The following is a 14,734-nucleotide window of genomic DNA, read 5'->3' on the forward strand; positions in this document are numbered from 1 at the left end:
CATCAGGCCTCTGCGCGATGCGTCCAGCCCGCGCAGAGGCCTGATCGCTACTCTGGAGGGGATGATGCAGCCATTCGAAGTCACCCCATCACCCGAGGAGACGGTGCCAGCCACCGCGTGGACCGACTTCCTCGCGATCCTCACGACGGTCGGCTGGAGGGCGCTCCACGTCGCGATCATCATCGCCTCGTGCGTGATCATCGCTCTCGTGCTGCGCGTGGTGATCAGACGGGTGGTGCATCGCATCGTCGACAGCGCCAAGAACAAGGCGGCCGTCGACGACACCCAGGCGCTGGAGCGCTCACCCCTCGCTGACATGCGTCTCGTCCAGCGGACGCGCACGCTCGGCACGATCCTGCAGAACATCGTCAACGTGATGCTGGTGGTCATCGCCGTCGTCCTCGTGGTGAACGCGCTGGACAACAGCCTCCTCGGCTCTCTTACGCTCCTCACTGCCGCTGTCGGCGCCGGTCTCGGCTTCGGTGCCCAGAACATCGTCAAGGACGTGCTCAACGGCATGTTCATCGTCGCGGAGGACCAGATCGGAATCGGCGACGTCGTCGATCTCGGTCTCGCCTCGGGCGTCGTCGAGTACGTCAGCGTGCGCATCACGCAGGTGCGTGACGTGAACGGCACGCTCTGGTACGTCCGCAACGGCGAGGTGCTCCGCATCGGAAACATGTCGCAGGGCTGGGCCAGGGCGATCATCGATCTCGGCGTGCCCCTCGACTCCGACCTCGAGAAGGTCGAGCAGACGATGCTCGACACGGCACTGGCACTCTCGAAGGACCCGAAGTGGCGAACCCGCATCATCGAGAAGCCGGAGCTGTGGGGTCTCGAGTCGATCGACGGCGAGGCCCTCGTCATCCGTCTCGTCATCAAGGCTCGGGCCAACGCCAAGGACGACGTCGCCCAGGAGCTCCGCAAGCGCCTGCGATCGGCCATGCTCGAGAACGACATCGCGCTCCCGATCATGACGACCGTGGTGCCCACCGGGCTCGACGGGGCGCGCCGGGTGCGGGGCGCCAATCCCCCCAAGACCCGTCCGAACGCCGTCACCGGTGTTCCCGTCATCCCGGATCGTGGAATCTGGCGGCGCAAGAAGACCAACGACGACGGGAGCTCCCAGAAGTGACGTTCTACGACGAGGTCGGCGGTCGCGACACCTTCGCGAAGATCGTGTCGGTCTTCTACCGCGAGGTCGCACTCGATCCGGTCCTGAAGCCGATGTACCCCGAGGAGGACCTCGGCCCCGCCGAGGAGCGGCTGCTGATGTTCCTCGAGCAGTACTGGGGTGGCCCGACGACCTACGGAGAGACACGCGGACATCCGCGCCTGCGGATGCGCCATATGCCGTTCCACGTCGACCCCGATGCTCGTGACAGGTGGCTCCGGCACATGCGAACGGCTCTGGACGAGGCGCAGTTGTCGCCACTCCACGAATCGACGCTGTGGGACTACCTCGAACGCGCCGCGTATGCCATGGTGAACACATTCGAGCCGTCCGGCATAGGCACACCGTCGGCCGGGCGCCCCACGCTCGAGACGCGATCACGTCAGGAATCAACGGAGAGCACATGACGAACACGCCCCTGTCTGCAGACGTACTGGTCATCGGATGGGGGCTCGCGGGTCTCGTCGCAGCAGGTGAGGCGCTGGACGCAGGCCGCCGTGTGATCCTGATCGACCAGGAGCCGCGCACCAACCTCGGCGGGCAGGCGTGGTGGTCATTCGGTGGCCTGTTCTTGATCGACTCTCCTGAGCAGCGGCGCATGGGCATCCGCGATTCGCTCGCCCTCGCCACGCAGGACTGGTTCGGGACCGCGTCGTTCGACCGCCCTGAAGACCACTGGCCGCGCCGGTGGGCCGAGGCCTACCTGCAGTTCGCCGCCGGAGAGAAGCGCTCGTGGTTGCGCGAACGCGGAGTGGGTTTCTTCCCGGTCGTCGGCTGGGCCGAACGCGGAGGCTACGGGGCGCTCGGCCCAGGCAACTCCGTCCCCCGATTCCACATCACCTGGGGCACCGGGCCGGGTGTCGTCGCACCGTTCGCCGCTGCGGTCGAACAGGGCGAACGCGAGGGCCGGATCACGATCCTCCCCCGCCATCGCGTGACGGAGCTCGTCACCACCGACGGGGCGGTCACCGGCGCACGCGGGATGATCCTGGAGTCGAGCCCTGCCGCTCGCGGGGTCGAATCGTCACGGCATGAGATCGGCGACTTCGAGATCAGGGCAGGCGCCACGATCGTCTCGTCCGGCGGCATCGGGGGAAATCACGACCTCGTGCGCGCCGCATGGCCAGCCCGCCTCGGGGTGCCTCCTGAGCACATGCTCACGGGAGTGCCCGCGTACGTGGACGGATCGATGCACGCCGTCTCCGAGTCGGCCGGTGCTCGCCTCATCAACGGCGACCGCATGTGGCATTACGTCGAGGGCATCACGAACTGGGATCCGGTGTGGCCGTCGCACGGCATCCGCATCCTCCCCGGCCCGTCCTCGTTGTGGCTGGATGCGACAGGCAAGAGACTGCCGGTTCCGCTGTTCCCCGGGTTCGACACACTCGGAACGCTCGCGCATCTCCGCACGACCGGTCACGACCACTCCTGGTTCGTCACGTCGCGTCAGATCGTCGAAAAGGAGTTCGCACTCTCGGGCAGCGAGCAGAATCCTGATCTCACCGGCAAGGACGTGAGCCTGCTCCTCAAGTCGCGGCTCGCCAAGGGCCCGACGGGGCCGGTGCAGGCGTTCCTCGACGAGGGCGAGGACTTCATCGTCGAGAACGACCTCGAATCGCTGCTCGAGCAGATGCAGCGGCATCCCGGTGGAGAATCGCTCGACATCGATCATGTGCGACGGGAAGTCGTCGCGCGTGATCTCGAGATGGAGAACGAGTTCACGAAAGACGCCCAGATCGGCATGCTGCGTTCGATGCGCGGCTACCGCGGAGACAAGCTGATCCGCACCGCAGCTCCGCATCGTCTCCAGGATCCGTCGGCCGGCCCTCTCGTCGCCGTCAAACTGCACGTTCTCACCAGGAAGTCACTCGGCGGGATCAACACCGATCTCGACGGCCGCGCTCTCGGAGCCGACGGCGAACCGATTCCGGGTCTGTATGCCGCAGGCGAGGCCAGCGGCTTCGGAGGCGGCGGCGTGCACGGCTACCGGGCACTCGAGGGTACGTTCCTCGGCGGGTGCCTCTTCTCGGGGCGACAGGCCGGACGCGCCGCGGGTCGCTGAACTCGCGCTCCCCGCTATTGGGCGGAGCCCGTGCCCCTGACCGCCGTGAGGCCCGTGGCAACGGGTCCTCGAGCGAGAACATGACCTCGCCGGAAGGCGAGTCGAGTCCACCGCCCTGACTGCATCACCGGAACGTCCTCCTCGCCGGAGATGAAGCCGAACGCGTCGGCCGCGAATGCGACCCCACGCGGCAGGCCGCCGAGATCCTCGTCGGGCTCGCCCCAGATGGCTGCACGGAGCGCTCTGACCGCTTCTTCCCCGGATCCGGGCGTCGCTCCACGCGCGACAGCGCTGATGCCCCACTGCGCACGTCGAGCGATGACGGATGCCGCCAGGGTCGAGGTCGGCTGCCAGTGGCCGCGCGGCGGAGCGACGCCGGCCCATGCGGGTGAGAGCCCCGTCTCGGGCAAGGTCAGCGCGCGTTCATCGTCGGTCGCCGTGAGGGAAGAGACGACGACATCGCACTCGAGCTCAGGGTCCGCCTGCACGACGCGCATCGCCAGCACTGTCGGAGTCTGATCGAACAGACCGTGGGGCGCGAGAGCGGCTCCTGTGAGCGCGAGAACACCCCGCGCCGCCTGCAGCCGAACCCCCTCATCGGAGATGCGGGTCGCTCGCCCGAGGAAGGTCAGAACGTCCTTCGCCGTCTCGGCGTCTGCAAGAAGAAGCTGGTGGGGCACACCCTCTAAACTAGCAACGCCAGCGGCATCCGCAGTCGCGGGAAGGAAGTCATGACCGCAGACGCCCACGCGATTCGCACCGTCGAACAACTCTTGGACGTGCTGGACCTCGATTCCACTCAGGCCCGCACCACCGAGGACATCTTCACCGGGTCTTCGCATCCGATGCCCTCCGGGCGGATCTACGGTGGTCAGGTGCTCGCGCAGAGCCTCCTCGCCGCGGAACGGACCCTGCCCGAGGATCGTGCAGTGCACTCCATGCACGGGTACTTTCTGCGGCCGGGCGACGCAAGCCAGGGAATCACGATCGCCGTCGACCGCATCCACGACGGCCGATCCTTCTCCACCCGTCGCTCACAGGCGTATCAGAACGGTGTACCGATCTTCTCGATGATCGCGTCCTTCCAGGACGACGATCCGGGCATCGAGCATGCAGTTCCGATGCCTGAGGGCATCCCCGGTCCGGACTCCCTGCTGCCCGACGAGCAGCGCGTCGACGGGCTGCCGTCCGGCGTGGTTCGGATGCTCAGCGATCGGGCGGCTGACGTGCGCCATATCGACTCGCCGATGTTCCTGCCGAGCGACGATTCCCGCGTGCCTCAGCAGGGCGTCTGGATGCGCATGAAGGCGCCGCTCCCTGACGACCAGCGCATTCACCGGGCGGCTCTCGCGTATCTGAGCGATATGACGATCCAGGAATCGATCCTGCGCGCCCATGGCGTGTACTGGGGGCTTCCCGGGTTGAAAGTGGCGAGTCTCGACCATGCGATGTGGTGGCACCGACCTGCTCGTGTCGATGAGTGGCTGCTCTACCTGCAGGAGTCGCCGAACGCTCGCGGCGGTCGCGGCCTCGCTCAAGGCCGCATCTACACGCAGTCCGGCGACCTGGTCGCCTCTGTGGCACAGGAGATCATGGTCAGGGTTCCGACCCCGGTTTGATGTCGCGTCCTGCGGGTCAGCGGTGCGTGTATTCGATGGAGGGGCCGACGTACGGCTCCCACGCGTCGCGCATCTCCTGCGTGAGACGTGTGGGTCGGCCCGTCTTGGCGTCGACGAGCACGATGATCGCGGTCGACCGCGCATAGATGGTGCGGGGCTCGGCTGAGGGGTCGTTGTGCACCTCGTAGCAGACCTCGACGCTGGAGCCGCCGAGCTTGCCGAACCACATCTGCACCTCGAGCGGCCGTCGCTGGTACGGCACCGGAGCGAGGTACTCGATCTCCTGCCGCGCGATGAGCGTCAGCGTGCCCTCGTCGATGCCCGAGTCGAGCACAGCGGTCGAGGGCGCCTGCTCACCGGGACCCGCACGCCAGAACGCGCGCACGCGCGCCTCCTCGAGGAGCTTCAGCATCGAGGTGTTGTTGACGTGATTGAATGCGTCCAGATCGCCCCAGCGGAGGTGGATCGGGATGTGCAGCCGGGGCCCCGGTGTCAGGTCTGACATCGGTGATCAGTCGCGCGTGAGCTTGCGGTGCGTCGACCGGTGCGGCTTGGCCGCGTCGGCGCCGAGGCGCTGGATCTTGTTCTCCTCGTATGCCTCGAAGTTGCCCTCGAACCAGTACCACTGAGCGGGCTTCTCGTCGGTGCCCTCGTACGCGAGGATGTGGGTCGCGATGCGGTCGAGGAACCACCGGTCGTGTGTGATGACCACAGCGCAGCCGGGGAACTCGAGAAGCGCGTTCTCGAGTGAACCCAGCGTCTCGACGTCCAGGTCGTTGGTGGGCTCGTCGAGGAGGAGCAGGTTGCCACCCTCCTTGAGCGTGAGGGCCAGGTTCAGACGGTTGCGCTCACCACCCGAGAGCACACCTGCCTTCTTCTGCTGGTCCGGACCCTTGAACCCGAACTTCGAGACATACGCACGTGAAGGGATCTCCGTCTTGCCGACCGTGATGACGTCGAGGCCGTCGGAGACGACCTCCCACAGCGTCTTGTCCGGGTCGATGTTCGAGCGCGACTGGTCGACGTAGCTGATCTTGACAGTCTCGCCGATCTTGAGGTCGCCACCGTCGAGCGGCTCCAGGCCGACGATCGTCTTGAACAGGGTCGTCTTACCGACACCGTTGGGTCCGATCACGCCGACGATCCCGTTCGGCGGCAGGTTGAAGCTGAGCCCGTCGATGAGCACCCGGCCGTCGAAACCCTTCTGCAGCTTCTTCGCGTCGATCACGATGCTTCCGAGGCGCGGCCCCGCGGGAATCGAGATCTCCTCGAAGTCCAGCTTCCTGGTGCGCTCGGCCTCTGTCGCCATCTCTTCGTAGCGCGCGAGTCGAGCCTTCGACTTGGTCTGGCGGCCCTTCGCGCTGGACCTGACCCACTCCAACTCCTCCTTGAGGCGCTTGGCGAGCTTCGCGTCCTTCTTACCCTGGACCTCCAGGCGTTCGCCCTTCTTCTCCAGGTAGGTCGAGTAGTTGCCCTCGTAGCCGATCAGGCGGCCGCGGTCGACCTCGGCGATCCATTCGGCGACGTGGTCGAGGAAGTACCTGTCGTGAGTGATGGCGATGACCGCGCCCTTGTAGGCCTGAAGGTGCTGCTCGAGCCAGAGCACGCTCTCTGCGTCGAGGTGGTTGGTCGGCTCATCGAGCAGCAGCAGGTCGGGCTTCTGAAGGAGCAGCTTCGCGAGTGCGACGCGACGCTTCTCACCGCCCGAGAGCGGGGCGATCGCCGCGTCTCCCGGTGGCGTTCGCAGGGCGTCCATGGCCTGCTCGAGCTGCGAGTCGAGGTCCCAGCCGTCAGCGGCGTCGATCTCCTCCTGCAGGGTGCCCATCTCGGCGAGGAGCGTGTCGAAGTCGGCATCGGGATCTGCCATCAGCATGGAGATCTCGTTGAACCGGTCGACCTTCGCCTTGATGGCGATGCCGTCCTGGATGTTCTCGATCACCGTCTTGGTCTCGTCGAGCACAGGCTCCTGCATCAGGATTCCGACCGAGAAACCGGGAGACAGCTTCGCCTCACCGTTCGACGGCGTGTCCATGCCGGCCATGATCTTGAGGATCGTCGACTTACCGGCGCCGTTCGGACCCACCATGCCGATCTTGGCACCGGGGAGGAACGCCATCGTGACGTCATCGAGGATGAGCTTGTCGCCCACCGCCTTGCGCGCACGAACCATCGAGTAGATGTACTCAGCCACCGAAAACCGCTCCTTCTGTTGGCGTCGAAGATCGACACTCCAGCCTACCGGCGATCACGGAGGCCGCCACCGAAGCGAGGTGCGACATCTGAAGACACGGCTGAGCGAGTCGCGACTCGCGCCGTGAAGATCACGAGTTACCAGTCGATCGCTCGTGTCGTCCCGACGAGACAACGACCCTCGGCGAGTTGGGGCATAACGACCGTGACGGGTTCGCCCGTCGACGGACCCACCTGACCGACGAGGCACTCGGTGTCACCCCACCGCACCGAGAACTGGATGCTCTCAGCCGGATTACCGACCGTCGAGACGTCCTGTGTGACCTGCATCGCACCGCGGTCGAACCCGGCGGCGATCAGGGCGTCTATGTAGGCACGACCCGACACCTTCTGGTCTGACGACCACACCGCGGCGGTGACGGCCGCGAAGAGCGGCAGGTTGTCACTCGCGGTGCCGTCTGCGACGTACACGGGACCTTCGGGAGACGCCGACTCGCTGGGGGTCACACCGGCGTCCGTCGGCTCGGGGGTGATCGGTGCGGTCGGACCGCACGAGGTCAGCAGCAGCACCAGCGTCATGGCGACACCGGTCGCGATGGCCGCACGCGATGCGGAGGAGTCCGGTCGTCGAAGCACGAACTGAGTCTAAGGGCGTCCTCCCCCGCACGCGCTCGAGCGCGCTCACTAGCGCCATGTGCGCCAACGTCGACCCTCCACGAACCTCAGAGAGGGCTCGTCGCTGCGGCAGACGAATCCACGAGGCCGTCTTCGGCGCCCCCGAGATCGCCGTCCCTCGCCGCCCATGACGTGTCGATGTCCGGCACGTCGCCACCCGATTGCGACGACTGCTCGGCGCCGTCGTGCGGATCGGACGTCGCGGCGCTTCTCGGCGAGGCATCCGCGGCCGATCGTGCACTTCGGCGGTACGCCGTCGTCCCCCACCGGAGATCGTGGCCGATCGCATCGGCGTCGATGTCGACGCTCGTGCCCTGTTTGCCGTTGTTCTCCCAGGCGCGGATCTTCATCCGCCCTGTCACGATCACGCTGTCACCCGACCGCAGCGACACCTTGGCATGTTCCCCCAACTGACGGAAGGCGGCGACCGAGTACCAGTTCGTCATCACATCGACCCATGTCTGCGTCGCATCATCGAACCGCCGATGCGTGCTGGCAAGTCGGAAGTTCGTGACGGGAACTCCGCTGGTCGTTCGGCCCTGAGTCGGATCGGTGGCGACGTTGCCCACGATGGTCACTGTGTCATGCATGTTTTTCTCCTCTGTGCCCGGAGCGTGCGTCCGGATCACTTCAGAGTGCGCCCTGTCGACGCCTCGACGTTGCCGAGAACACGGGCATCCTGAGTAACCCGGATCGGCGTCGGGATGTGCAGAACAACTGCGTCGCCTTCCCACTCTCCCGATGTCGGTGGTCGGTCATACGTTCGAATCATGAAAGGAGATTCGATGTCTGCAACCCTGAACACGTCCATGCCCGAGGTTCCCTACGCCACACCACGACTGACAGCCAAGAAGGAGCACCTCGTGCGCGCCTCAGCGCACCTCTGGCGGGTTCAGGACGCGAGGGAGCGGGTTCTCGGGCATCTGCGCCTCATCCCGGATCCGCTCGGGGAGCGCTACCGGGCGGAACGCCTCCATCTCGCCACCGCGTCGTTCCGACTCGTCGGGGACTTCTGGAGCGCAGATGATGCGGTCGCCGCCCTGCGCAACGGATGAGTGCGCTGCCCGGCTCAAGGCGATGGTGCCCCCGGCAGGATTCGAACCTGCGACCAAGAGATTAGAAGGCTCCTGCTCTATCCCCTGAGCTACGGAGGCGCACAGATCTACCGTACCGCGCCCGACTCGGATGTCGGAGCCGTCGATAGGATGGCGAAATGGTATCTGCCTCAGAGAACGACCGCCTGGTATGGATCGATTGTGAGATGACCGGTCTCGATCTGGCCGTCGACGAGCTCGTCGAGATCGCCGTCGTCGTCACTGATTTCGAACTCCGACCGGTCGACCCCGGCTTTCAGATCGTCATCCGCCCGAGCGACGCAGCACTCGAGAACATGAATGACTTCGTGACGAAGATGCACGAGTCGTCCGGGTTGATCACCGAGATCCCCCACGGTGTATCGCTGGCCGAGGCCGAAGCGCAGACCCTCGCCTACATCAAGCGATTCGCTCCCGTCGAGCGCAAGGCTCCTCTCGCCGGCAACACCATCGGCACAGACCGGATGTTCCTGGCCAAGTACATGAGTCAGGTCGATCAGTGGCTCCACTATCGCAACGTCGACGTCTCGAGCATCAAAGAACTCTCGCGGAGGTGGTACCCCCGGGTGTTCTTTCAGGCGCCGGCGAAAGACGGCGGACACCGCGCCCTCGCCGACATCCTCGAGTCCATCCGTGAGTTGCGCTACTACCGCGAAGCGGTCTTCGTCGACGAGCCCGGACCCTCGAGCGACGACGCTCGCGACATCGCCGCGCGCACCGTGTCAGAGTTCACTCCGAACATGTAATAGACTCGTCTGGTTGCCGATCACGATCGGCACATGGTGGGTATAGCTCAGCTGGTAGAGCGCTGGCTTGTGGTGCCGGATGTCGCGGGTTCGAGTCCCGTTACTCACCCCAGTAGGGAGTAGGGCAGGCGGGGGATCAAACCCCCGCCGCCTACATCCCCGCCTACATAGCCACGGATCACGCCCAACTGAAGGGCGGTCCCGATGAGCGATCGGTGCCTGAACCCAACGCAGTCAACTTGCTGTGGAACATTCGTGGTCGGCTATGGATCTTGCCTAGGTGTCATGGGGCACGAGGGGCATCATGGTCCTGAGGCGATTTACGCGTCAGGGCCGCCAGATTGGGACGACCGCAAGGATCTTCTCGAAATCTGGCAGGCCCATGCGCCCCTCCCGGACATTCCTTTACGAGACGGCGTCTTCGATGCGCTGCTGGCAGTCGCTTCGTGGGGTTACAGTCGGGCGACTGGGCAACTAGTGTCCGACCCCCAGCGTAGGAATGGAGAGTGACCATGACCATCAACCGAGACTTCACCCCCAGCGACAAGCAATTCCGCCGCGACTATCTGGAGGCGATCGCTGACCGCGGGTTCGAAGACCTGTATGCCGCCGAGTATGACCGCTGGGTTGAGTCCATGCGCGCCGAGGCTTGGGATGCGGGGTACGAAGCCGCGGCACGGTTCCACGAGGGCGAGCGGGGTCACTGGGAGGACGATTCTCCACGCAAGGGGCTTCGGACGTGGCGCTCAGCTCCCGCACCAGAGAACCCGCATGTGAACCATCGTGGCTAGTGTCTCTCCCCGCACTCTCGCATCCGGCGAGGTGCGTTGGCGCGTGCAGGTGCGCGTCAAGGGGCAGATGAAGCAGACGACGTTCTTGGAGAAGAAGGGCGCCGATCAGTTCGCGGCGCTCGTGGATCGCGTCGGATGGGAAGCTGCGGATCAGGTTCGGCAGACGCGCGGACAGAAGGACGCCGCGACACCCACCCTGCGCGAGTACACCCACCGGTACCTTTCCCCCGAAAGCGGCCTGCTCACGGGCGTGGAGAAGGGGACTCGGGAAGGCTACGAAGCTGAGGCTGAACGATCCTGGTTGCAGCTATTCGGGGACGTGCCGATCGACCTCATCACCAAACCCGACGTGGGCGCGTGGCTCGCGTGGCAGGAACGTCAACCCGTGTGGCGTGACCGACACAAGCCACGCGACCAACAGAAGCATGTGTCATCCAAGACGATCAAGAACTATCACGCACTGCTGTCCGCGGTACTCAAGTCTGCGGTCGATGAAGGCTTCCGGAAGGACAACCCCGCCTACAAGATGCGGATGACTCGCGGGGTGAAGCGTGAGAACGTATTCCTCACGCCGACAGAGTTCTCAACGCTGCTCCACTTCACCCCTGAACGCTACCGACGCATGATCCTGTTCCTCGCCGGCACGGGGCTCAGGTGGGGTGAGATGAGCGCTCTGACGTGGGGTGACGTGAATCTGTACGGCAATCCCCCAACGGTGCGTGTGACGCGCGCGTGGAAGAAATCGAAGGGTGGGCCACTGCTCAGCTACCCGAAGTCGTCCAAGTCGCGGCGCTCCGTATCGCTGTTCCCAGATCTCGTCGCAATCATGGGCGAGCCTGGCGCATCAGACGAATGGGTGTTCACTGCGCCCCAGGGTGGGCATATGTGGCACGGTGCGTTCTACTCACGTATCTGGCGCAACGCTGTGATCAAGGCGTCTGACCCGGAATCATGCCGCGCGGTGGGTCTCGAGCCGCTACGCCGCGAGCCAACCGTTCACGATCTGCGCCACACCCACGCTTCATGGTTGATCGCTCAGGGCATCCCTCTCCCCTACATCCAGGCGCGCATGGGACACGAGTCGATCACCACCACGGTGGGCGTGTACGGGCACCTTGTCGCGGATGCTCACGACCAGATGGCTAGTGCGATCGCGCTCACTCTGTCGGGTGCTCAATCACCACTTTCGATCACGCAACACGCCGAACCGTAAAACGTACTTGACATGTCCGCAATTACAGACACATAATAGGGACATGACGAACAACCACCACTCGGGCCGGCGGGTCGTGATGCCAGCCAGAAGATGCTTAGGGGTCAATGGTGACCCCGCCAACGGCAAGAAGAGCAGCGCTCCCACACGCAGAAGAACCCCCGCCCGATGAACTGGGCGGGGGTTCTGTGGTTCACGGGGCAACGACGAATAGCCCCCACCCCGAGATAGTCAGGGTGGGGGCTTCGTCATGTGGATAGATCGGCGGGTGTCGCTGCGGGGCGGGCGGGGTCGTTGCCGCGTGCTACAGCCGGATAGGTTGCGTCGAGCTGTGCGGATGTTCTCGTCTGTCGCACTGTTGCCCCACCACTTTGAGTGTTTCGACCCCAACCCCATTTTGCGGGACCGTTGCCTTCAACACGGGTGGCGAACGTTTCGGCTGGTTTGGGTGTTGTCGACTTGTCCCATACGTGTGCTTGGAAGTAGCCGTAGTCGGGTCCGAACTGGTTGTTGATGATCTGAACGTTGCGGACTTCTCCGGTGACACCTTCCGCCTTGTGTATGTCGTTGATGTTGCGGCGCCCGTCGTCACAGACTTCGAGTTGTGCGGCGGACCCGTGGTTGAGTTTGTTGCCCCACACGCGGGTGTCATTGGAGTCGAGCACCATGATGGAGTATTGGGCTGGACCTTGGGTGACGTCGTTGAATGCGATGTCACCGAACCCGGATAGTTCTGCTTCGATTTTCGCTTCAGTCCCGGGTGAACCTGTGACGGTGTTGTGGGCTATCAGGTATTGGTAGCAGTACACGTCCAACCAGATGCCACCACAGTCTGGGATGCCGGTAACAACGTTGTGGGCGATGTGGATGTTGCGTGCTCGGGTGTGTTTCATGGCAGCGGTGACGGGTTGCATCATCGGCTGCTTGGAAACATTTGCGTCTTCGAACTTGCACCATTCGATGGTGAGGTTCGTGGTTTTCTCGGACTGGATGTGGCAGACACCGGATCGCAGGAAGGTGCAGTTGCGTACGGTGACGTCACGGTTGGAGTAGATGTTGAGTGCACCGGTTCCGCGTCTGGTTGCGACGGGCCATGAGCCGGTGAAGTCTTCGAATACACAGTTTTCGATGAGTGAACCGTCTGACCCGGATGCGAATGTGACACCGGAGTTGGGGTCGGTGGTGGTGATTGTGTTGCCGTTGCGGAGTCCGATGCCGAGGATGCTGGTTTTGGATTTGCCTACGATGGGGAGTTGCACTTTCCCTTCGAAGTCCAACCATGCTTCACCGTCCGCCATGATGGTGACCGGCTTCGACAGGGTGAGCGTCTTCGTGACACGGTGCACGGCGCCTTCGAGGACGATGGTCGCACCCGAGGGTGCTGCCGCGTATGCGAGGTGGAGGGACTGCGAGGCGCTGACCCGGATCGCATCGGCGGGGATCTTGTATCCCGTGCCGAGTTTTACCGCGCCGGCAACCTTCACGACCGGTGGCAGGGTCTCAAGTTCACGGATGCGCTCAAGGAGTGTGGCATTCTCGGTGCGCAGACCCGTGATCGCCTGGTCAGCGTCAGCTAGCCGGCGTTCGTACTCTGCCTGTGCCCCGTCAACGACCTGTTGGAAGGCGGTGACCGCGTCGGTGTAGATGCTCATGTTGCCCCTAGTGTTCGTCGAGGTCGGGTTCGATGCGGATGACGTAGTACCCGTCTGTTGGCGCCGTTCGGATTTCGCCGGCCTGGGTGATCTCCAGTTCGATGTAGTGGCGTCCGAGTGCCCATGTGCCGTCGAGGTTGTGGGTGATGGTGCCTGTTGCTGCATCGGTGACGGTGTGTGGCAGTTCTTCGAGGTCACCGGTTCGTGTGAGGTGGCGCACGAGGAGCCGCACTGTCGCACCCGTGAGGTCGTGGTTGACGGTGAATGTGACCGGGAACTGATCGCCTTGCTTCACCATGTCGCCTCCAATGTAAGTTGCGGCACGGTTGCCGTGAGTTCGAGGGTCGGAATGTCAGCCTCGAGGGTGAGCATGACGGGGAACACTGTTTCGGCGCCCGACACCACGCCTACGCCGGTGAGGGCGAGCGTTCCGGTGGCGTTCGTGTCCGTGTTGTTCGCATGGCTTGCCATTGCAAGGAATGCGAGCATGCCGAGCGCGGTTCGGGTTGTCTGGATTGTGCGGGCCGCATCGCCTGAGAGTGTGAGTGTCCCGGTGGCGACGCGGACGATTCCGCCCGTCTCGAGCATCCCCGTACCGCTTGCTGCGAGTTCACCTGTCGCGGTGTGGGTGCTGTTGATGCTGCGTGTTCCTGCGCCTGTGATTCCGAGCTCGCCGATCGCAACGGTTTCAACGTTGACGACTCGACTGGCAGACCCGGACAGGATGAGCATGCCGCCACTGTCGCGCGACGTGTCGATGGAACGTGTGGCCGTTCCCGAGAGCACGAGAGAACCAGTCGCGGTGACGTCAATGTTCGCCCCACCCCACGTGTCCGACCACGTGTCGGACCAGTAGCCCTGAGCGAGTTGCGCGTCCTGCACGAATGAGATTGTTGCCGCAGTGTGGGTGGCATCGTTAGGGGTGGAGTTGTGGTCGCCACCGGTCGTGCTTTGGGTGCATCGGAGGGTGAGCCGGGGACCGTACTTCGTGTCCCACGCCTGCCCGTTCACCGTATAAGGAACGGTGGTGTCGGACGTGTCCCACTGCATGATCGCGTTCCGACCATCCCACGTCGAGAGCGTGGCAAGCAGGGGGTCGAACGTTGCCACAGCTGCACGAAATGCCGTCTCCCCGGACACGCCATACGCGGTCTCAAGGTTCGCCCGGTCAGTCGTTCCCGCGGTTAACCACCGGTTCGACAGGTCTGCGGTGCCAGACAGTGAAACGAATCCGGCACAGTACGGGGCAACAACGTTCGACTGTGACGCGAGCCATGCACCAACAAGTGCACCCATCGAACGTCCGATGACGATGACTTTACTGATGGCCCAGGTGGCGACGGTCGCAGCGAACATGGCCTCGTATGCGTTGCGTCCTGCCGTGTTGCCCCAGTTCGCACCCGCACCGTGGCCTTCGATGTACGCCCACCCGTTGTCGATGAGCCAGTTGCGGAGTGTGGTGTACCCGGCACCGAACTGCTGGTCCGCGTCGGTGCTGACCGCGCCAGGGTTTCCGTG

16 protein-coding genes and 2 tRNA genes are annotated in these 14,734 nt (G+C 64.3%); 9 read left to right on the top strand and 9 right to left on the bottom strand.

From position 1 onward, the window contains the following. Positions 1 to 61 precede the first annotated feature (61 nt). Genes RQG82_RS01210 through RQG82_RS01220 form a run of 3 tightly spaced genes read left to right on the top strand, consistent with a single transcriptional unit; the run spans position 62 to position 3,236 of the window. Positions 62 to 1,135 carry a mechanosensitive ion channel domain-containing protein gene (locus tag RQG82_RS01210; protein WP_311257309.1) on the top strand — a complete coding sequence of 358 codons (1,074 nt, stop codon included), beginning with the start codon at positions 62 to 64 and terminating at the stop codon, positions 1,133 to 1,135. Then, positions 1,132 to 1,581 (top strand): globin, encoded by a 450-nt coding sequence (locus tag RQG82_RS01215; protein ID WP_140037002.1) that lies wholly within the window; start codon positions 1,132 to 1,134, stop codon positions 1,579 to 1,581. Before RQG82_RS01210 ends, RQG82_RS01215 begins: the two co-directional genes overlap by 4 nt. Continuing rightward, the gene (locus RQG82_RS01220; RefSeq protein ID WP_311257310.1) at positions 1,578 to 3,236 is read left to right on the top strand and encodes an FAD-binding dehydrogenase; all 1,659 of its coding nucleotides are present in this window, start codon (positions 1,578 to 1,580) and stop codon (positions 3,234 to 3,236) included. Before RQG82_RS01215 ends, RQG82_RS01220 begins: the two co-directional genes overlap by 4 nt. Positions 3,237 to 3,250: 14 nt before the next feature. On the opposite strand, the gene RQG82_RS01225 is transcribed toward RQG82_RS01220, so the two are convergent. Next, a complete protein-coding gene (locus RQG82_RS01225) occupies positions 3,251 to 3,916 on the bottom strand; it encodes a hypothetical protein (RefSeq protein WP_311257311.1) in 666 nt (221 codons plus the stop codon). A 51-nt stretch (positions 3,917 to 3,967) separates the two neighbouring features. On the opposite strand from RQG82_RS01225, the gene RQG82_RS01230 reads away from it, so the two are divergent. Further along, positions 3,968 to 4,855 (top strand): acyl-CoA thioesterase II, encoded by an 888-nt coding sequence (locus RQG82_RS01230; protein ID WP_311257312.1) that lies wholly within the window; start codon positions 3,968 to 3,970, stop codon positions 4,853 to 4,855. Positions 4,856 to 4,871: 16 nt separating this feature from the next. Here the strand turns inward: RQG82_RS01230 and RQG82_RS01235 are convergent, their stop codons facing one another. From RQG82_RS01235 to RQG82_RS01250, 4 genes are all read right to left on the bottom strand, one after another. Continuing rightward, positions 4,872 to 5,360: a thioesterase family protein gene (locus RQG82_RS01235; RefSeq protein ID WP_311257313.1), complete on the bottom strand. Its 489-nt coding sequence runs from the start codon at positions 5,358 to 5,360 to the stop codon at positions 4,872 to 4,874. Positions 5,361 to 5,366: 6 nt separating this feature from the next. Continuing rightward, positions 5,367 to 7,046: an energy-dependent translational throttle protein EttA gene (gene ettA, locus RQG82_RS01240; protein WP_311257314.1), complete on the bottom strand. Its 1,680-nt coding sequence runs from the start codon at positions 7,044 to 7,046 to the stop codon at positions 5,367 to 5,369. Positions 7,047 to 7,183: 137 nt separating this feature from the next. After that, positions 7,184 to 7,681, bottom strand: a complete 498-nt coding sequence (locus RQG82_RS01245) for a DUF6993 domain-containing protein (protein WP_311257315.1) — start codon at positions 7,679 to 7,681, stop codon at positions 7,184 to 7,186. Positions 7,682 to 7,767: 86 nt separating this feature from the next. Next, on the bottom strand, positions 7,768 to 8,310 hold the full coding sequence (locus tag RQG82_RS01250) for a single-stranded DNA-binding protein (RefSeq protein WP_311257316.1): 543 nt from the start codon (positions 8,308 to 8,310) through the stop codon (positions 7,768 to 7,770). A gap of 195 nt (positions 8,311 to 8,505) precedes the next feature. On the opposite strand from RQG82_RS01250, the gene RQG82_RS01255 reads away from it, so the two are divergent. After that, on the top strand, positions 8,506 to 8,775 hold the full coding sequence (locus RQG82_RS01255) for a hypothetical protein (protein WP_311257317.1): 270 nt from the start codon (positions 8,506 to 8,508) through the stop codon (positions 8,773 to 8,775). Between the two features lie 23 nt (positions 8,776 to 8,798). On the opposite strand, the gene RQG82_RS01260 is transcribed toward RQG82_RS01255, so the two are convergent. Then, positions 8,799 to 8,874, bottom strand: a tRNA-Arg gene (locus RQG82_RS01260). A 59-nt stretch (positions 8,875 to 8,933) separates the two neighbouring features. Between RQG82_RS01260 and orn the strand changes: the two genes are divergently transcribed. The 4 genes from orn (at position 8,934) to RQG82_RS01280 (ending at position 11,564) form a co-directional block, all read left to right on the top strand. After that, on the top strand, positions 8,934 to 9,560 hold the full coding sequence (gene orn, locus RQG82_RS01265; protein ID WP_311257318.1) for an oligoribonuclease: 627 nt from the start codon (positions 8,934 to 8,936) through the stop codon (positions 9,558 to 9,560). A 36-nt stretch (positions 9,561 to 9,596) separates the two neighbouring features. Next, positions 9,597 to 9,672: transfer RNA gene (locus RQG82_RS01270), tRNA-His, on the top strand. 400 nt (positions 9,673 to 10,072) lie between these two features. Continuing rightward, entirely contained in the window at positions 10,073 to 10,351 is a 279-nt protein-coding gene (locus RQG82_RS01275; protein WP_311257319.1) for a hypothetical protein, read from the top strand. Positions 10,352 to 10,394: 43 nt separating this feature from the next. Continuing rightward, on the top strand, positions 10,395 to 11,564 hold the full coding sequence (locus tag RQG82_RS01280; protein ID WP_311257320.1) for a site-specific integrase: 1,170 nt from the start codon (positions 10,395 to 10,397) through the stop codon (positions 11,562 to 11,564). A gap of 248 nt (positions 11,565 to 11,812) precedes the next feature. On the opposite strand, the gene RQG82_RS01285 is transcribed toward RQG82_RS01280, so the two are convergent. The 3 genes from RQG82_RS01285 to RQG82_RS01295 are packed head-to-tail and all read right to left on the bottom strand — an operon-like array spanning position 11,813 to position 14,572. Beyond that, complete coding sequence (locus RQG82_RS01285) at positions 11,813 to 13,216, bottom strand: right-handed parallel beta-helix repeat-containing protein (protein ID WP_311257321.1); 1,404 nt, start codon at positions 13,214 to 13,216, stop codon at positions 11,813 to 11,815. Positions 13,217 to 13,223: 7 nt separating this feature from the next. Then, positions 13,224 to 13,514 carry a hypothetical protein gene (locus RQG82_RS01290; RefSeq protein ID WP_311257322.1) on the bottom strand — a complete coding sequence of 97 codons (291 nt, stop codon included), beginning with the start codon at positions 13,512 to 13,514 and terminating at the stop codon, positions 13,224 to 13,226. Further along, complete coding sequence (locus tag RQG82_RS01295) at positions 13,508 to 14,572, bottom strand: hypothetical protein (RefSeq protein WP_311257323.1); 1,065 nt, start codon at positions 14,570 to 14,572, stop codon at positions 13,508 to 13,510. Before RQG82_RS01295 ends, RQG82_RS01290 begins: the two co-directional genes overlap by 7 nt. Between the last annotated feature and the right edge of the window lie 162 nt (positions 14,573 to 14,734).

It is taken from the genome of Microbacterium sp. WCS2018Hpa-9 (assembly GCF_031843745.1).
GTDB lineage: Bacteria > Actinomycetota > Actinomycetes > Actinomycetales > Microbacteriaceae > Microbacterium.

What these genes read in the sequence shown, in the direction of transcription:
- RQG82_RS01210 (WP_311257309.1), top strand. Translation starts at nt 62, where the DNA reads ATGATGCAGCCATTCGAAGTCACCCCATCACCCGAGGAGACGGTGCCA.
- RQG82_RS01220 (WP_311257310.1), top strand. Translation starts at nt 1,578, where the DNA reads ATGACGAACACGCCCCTGTCTGCAGACGTACTGGTCATCGGATGGGGG.
- RQG82_RS01230 (WP_311257312.1), top strand. Translation starts at nt 3,968, where the DNA reads ATGACCGCAGACGCCCACGCGATTCGCACCGTCGAACAACTCTTGGAC.
- RQG82_RS01235 (WP_311257313.1), bottom strand. Translation starts at nt 5,360, where the DNA reads ATGTCAGACCTGACACCGGGGCCCCGGCTGCACATCCCGATCCACCTC.
- RQG82_RS01250 (WP_311257316.1), bottom strand. Translation starts at nt 8,310, where the DNA reads ATGCATGACACAGTGACCATCGTGGGCAACGTCGCCACCGATCCGACT.
- RQG82_RS01255 (WP_311257317.1), top strand. Translation starts at nt 8,506, where the DNA reads ATGTCTGCAACCCTGAACACGTCCATGCCCGAGGTTCCCTACGCCACA.
- orn (WP_311257318.1), top strand. Translation starts at nt 8,934, where the DNA reads ATGGTATCTGCCTCAGAGAACGACCGCCTGGTATGGATCGATTGTGAG.
- RQG82_RS01275 (WP_311257319.1), top strand. Translation starts at nt 10,073, where the DNA reads ATGACCATCAACCGAGACTTCACCCCCAGCGACAAGCAATTCCGCCGC.
- RQG82_RS01285 (WP_311257321.1), bottom strand. Translation starts at nt 13,216, where the DNA reads ATGAGCATCTACACCGACGCGGTCACCGCCTTCCAACAGGTCGTTGAC.
- RQG82_RS01290 (WP_311257322.1), bottom strand. Translation starts at nt 13,514, where the DNA reads ATGGTGAAGCAAGGCGATCAGTTCCCGGTCACATTCACCGTCAACCAC.
- RQG82_RS01295 (WP_311257323.1), bottom strand. Translation starts at nt 14,572, where the DNA reads ATGTTCGCTGCGACCGTCGCCACCTGGGCCATCAGTAAAGTCATCGTC.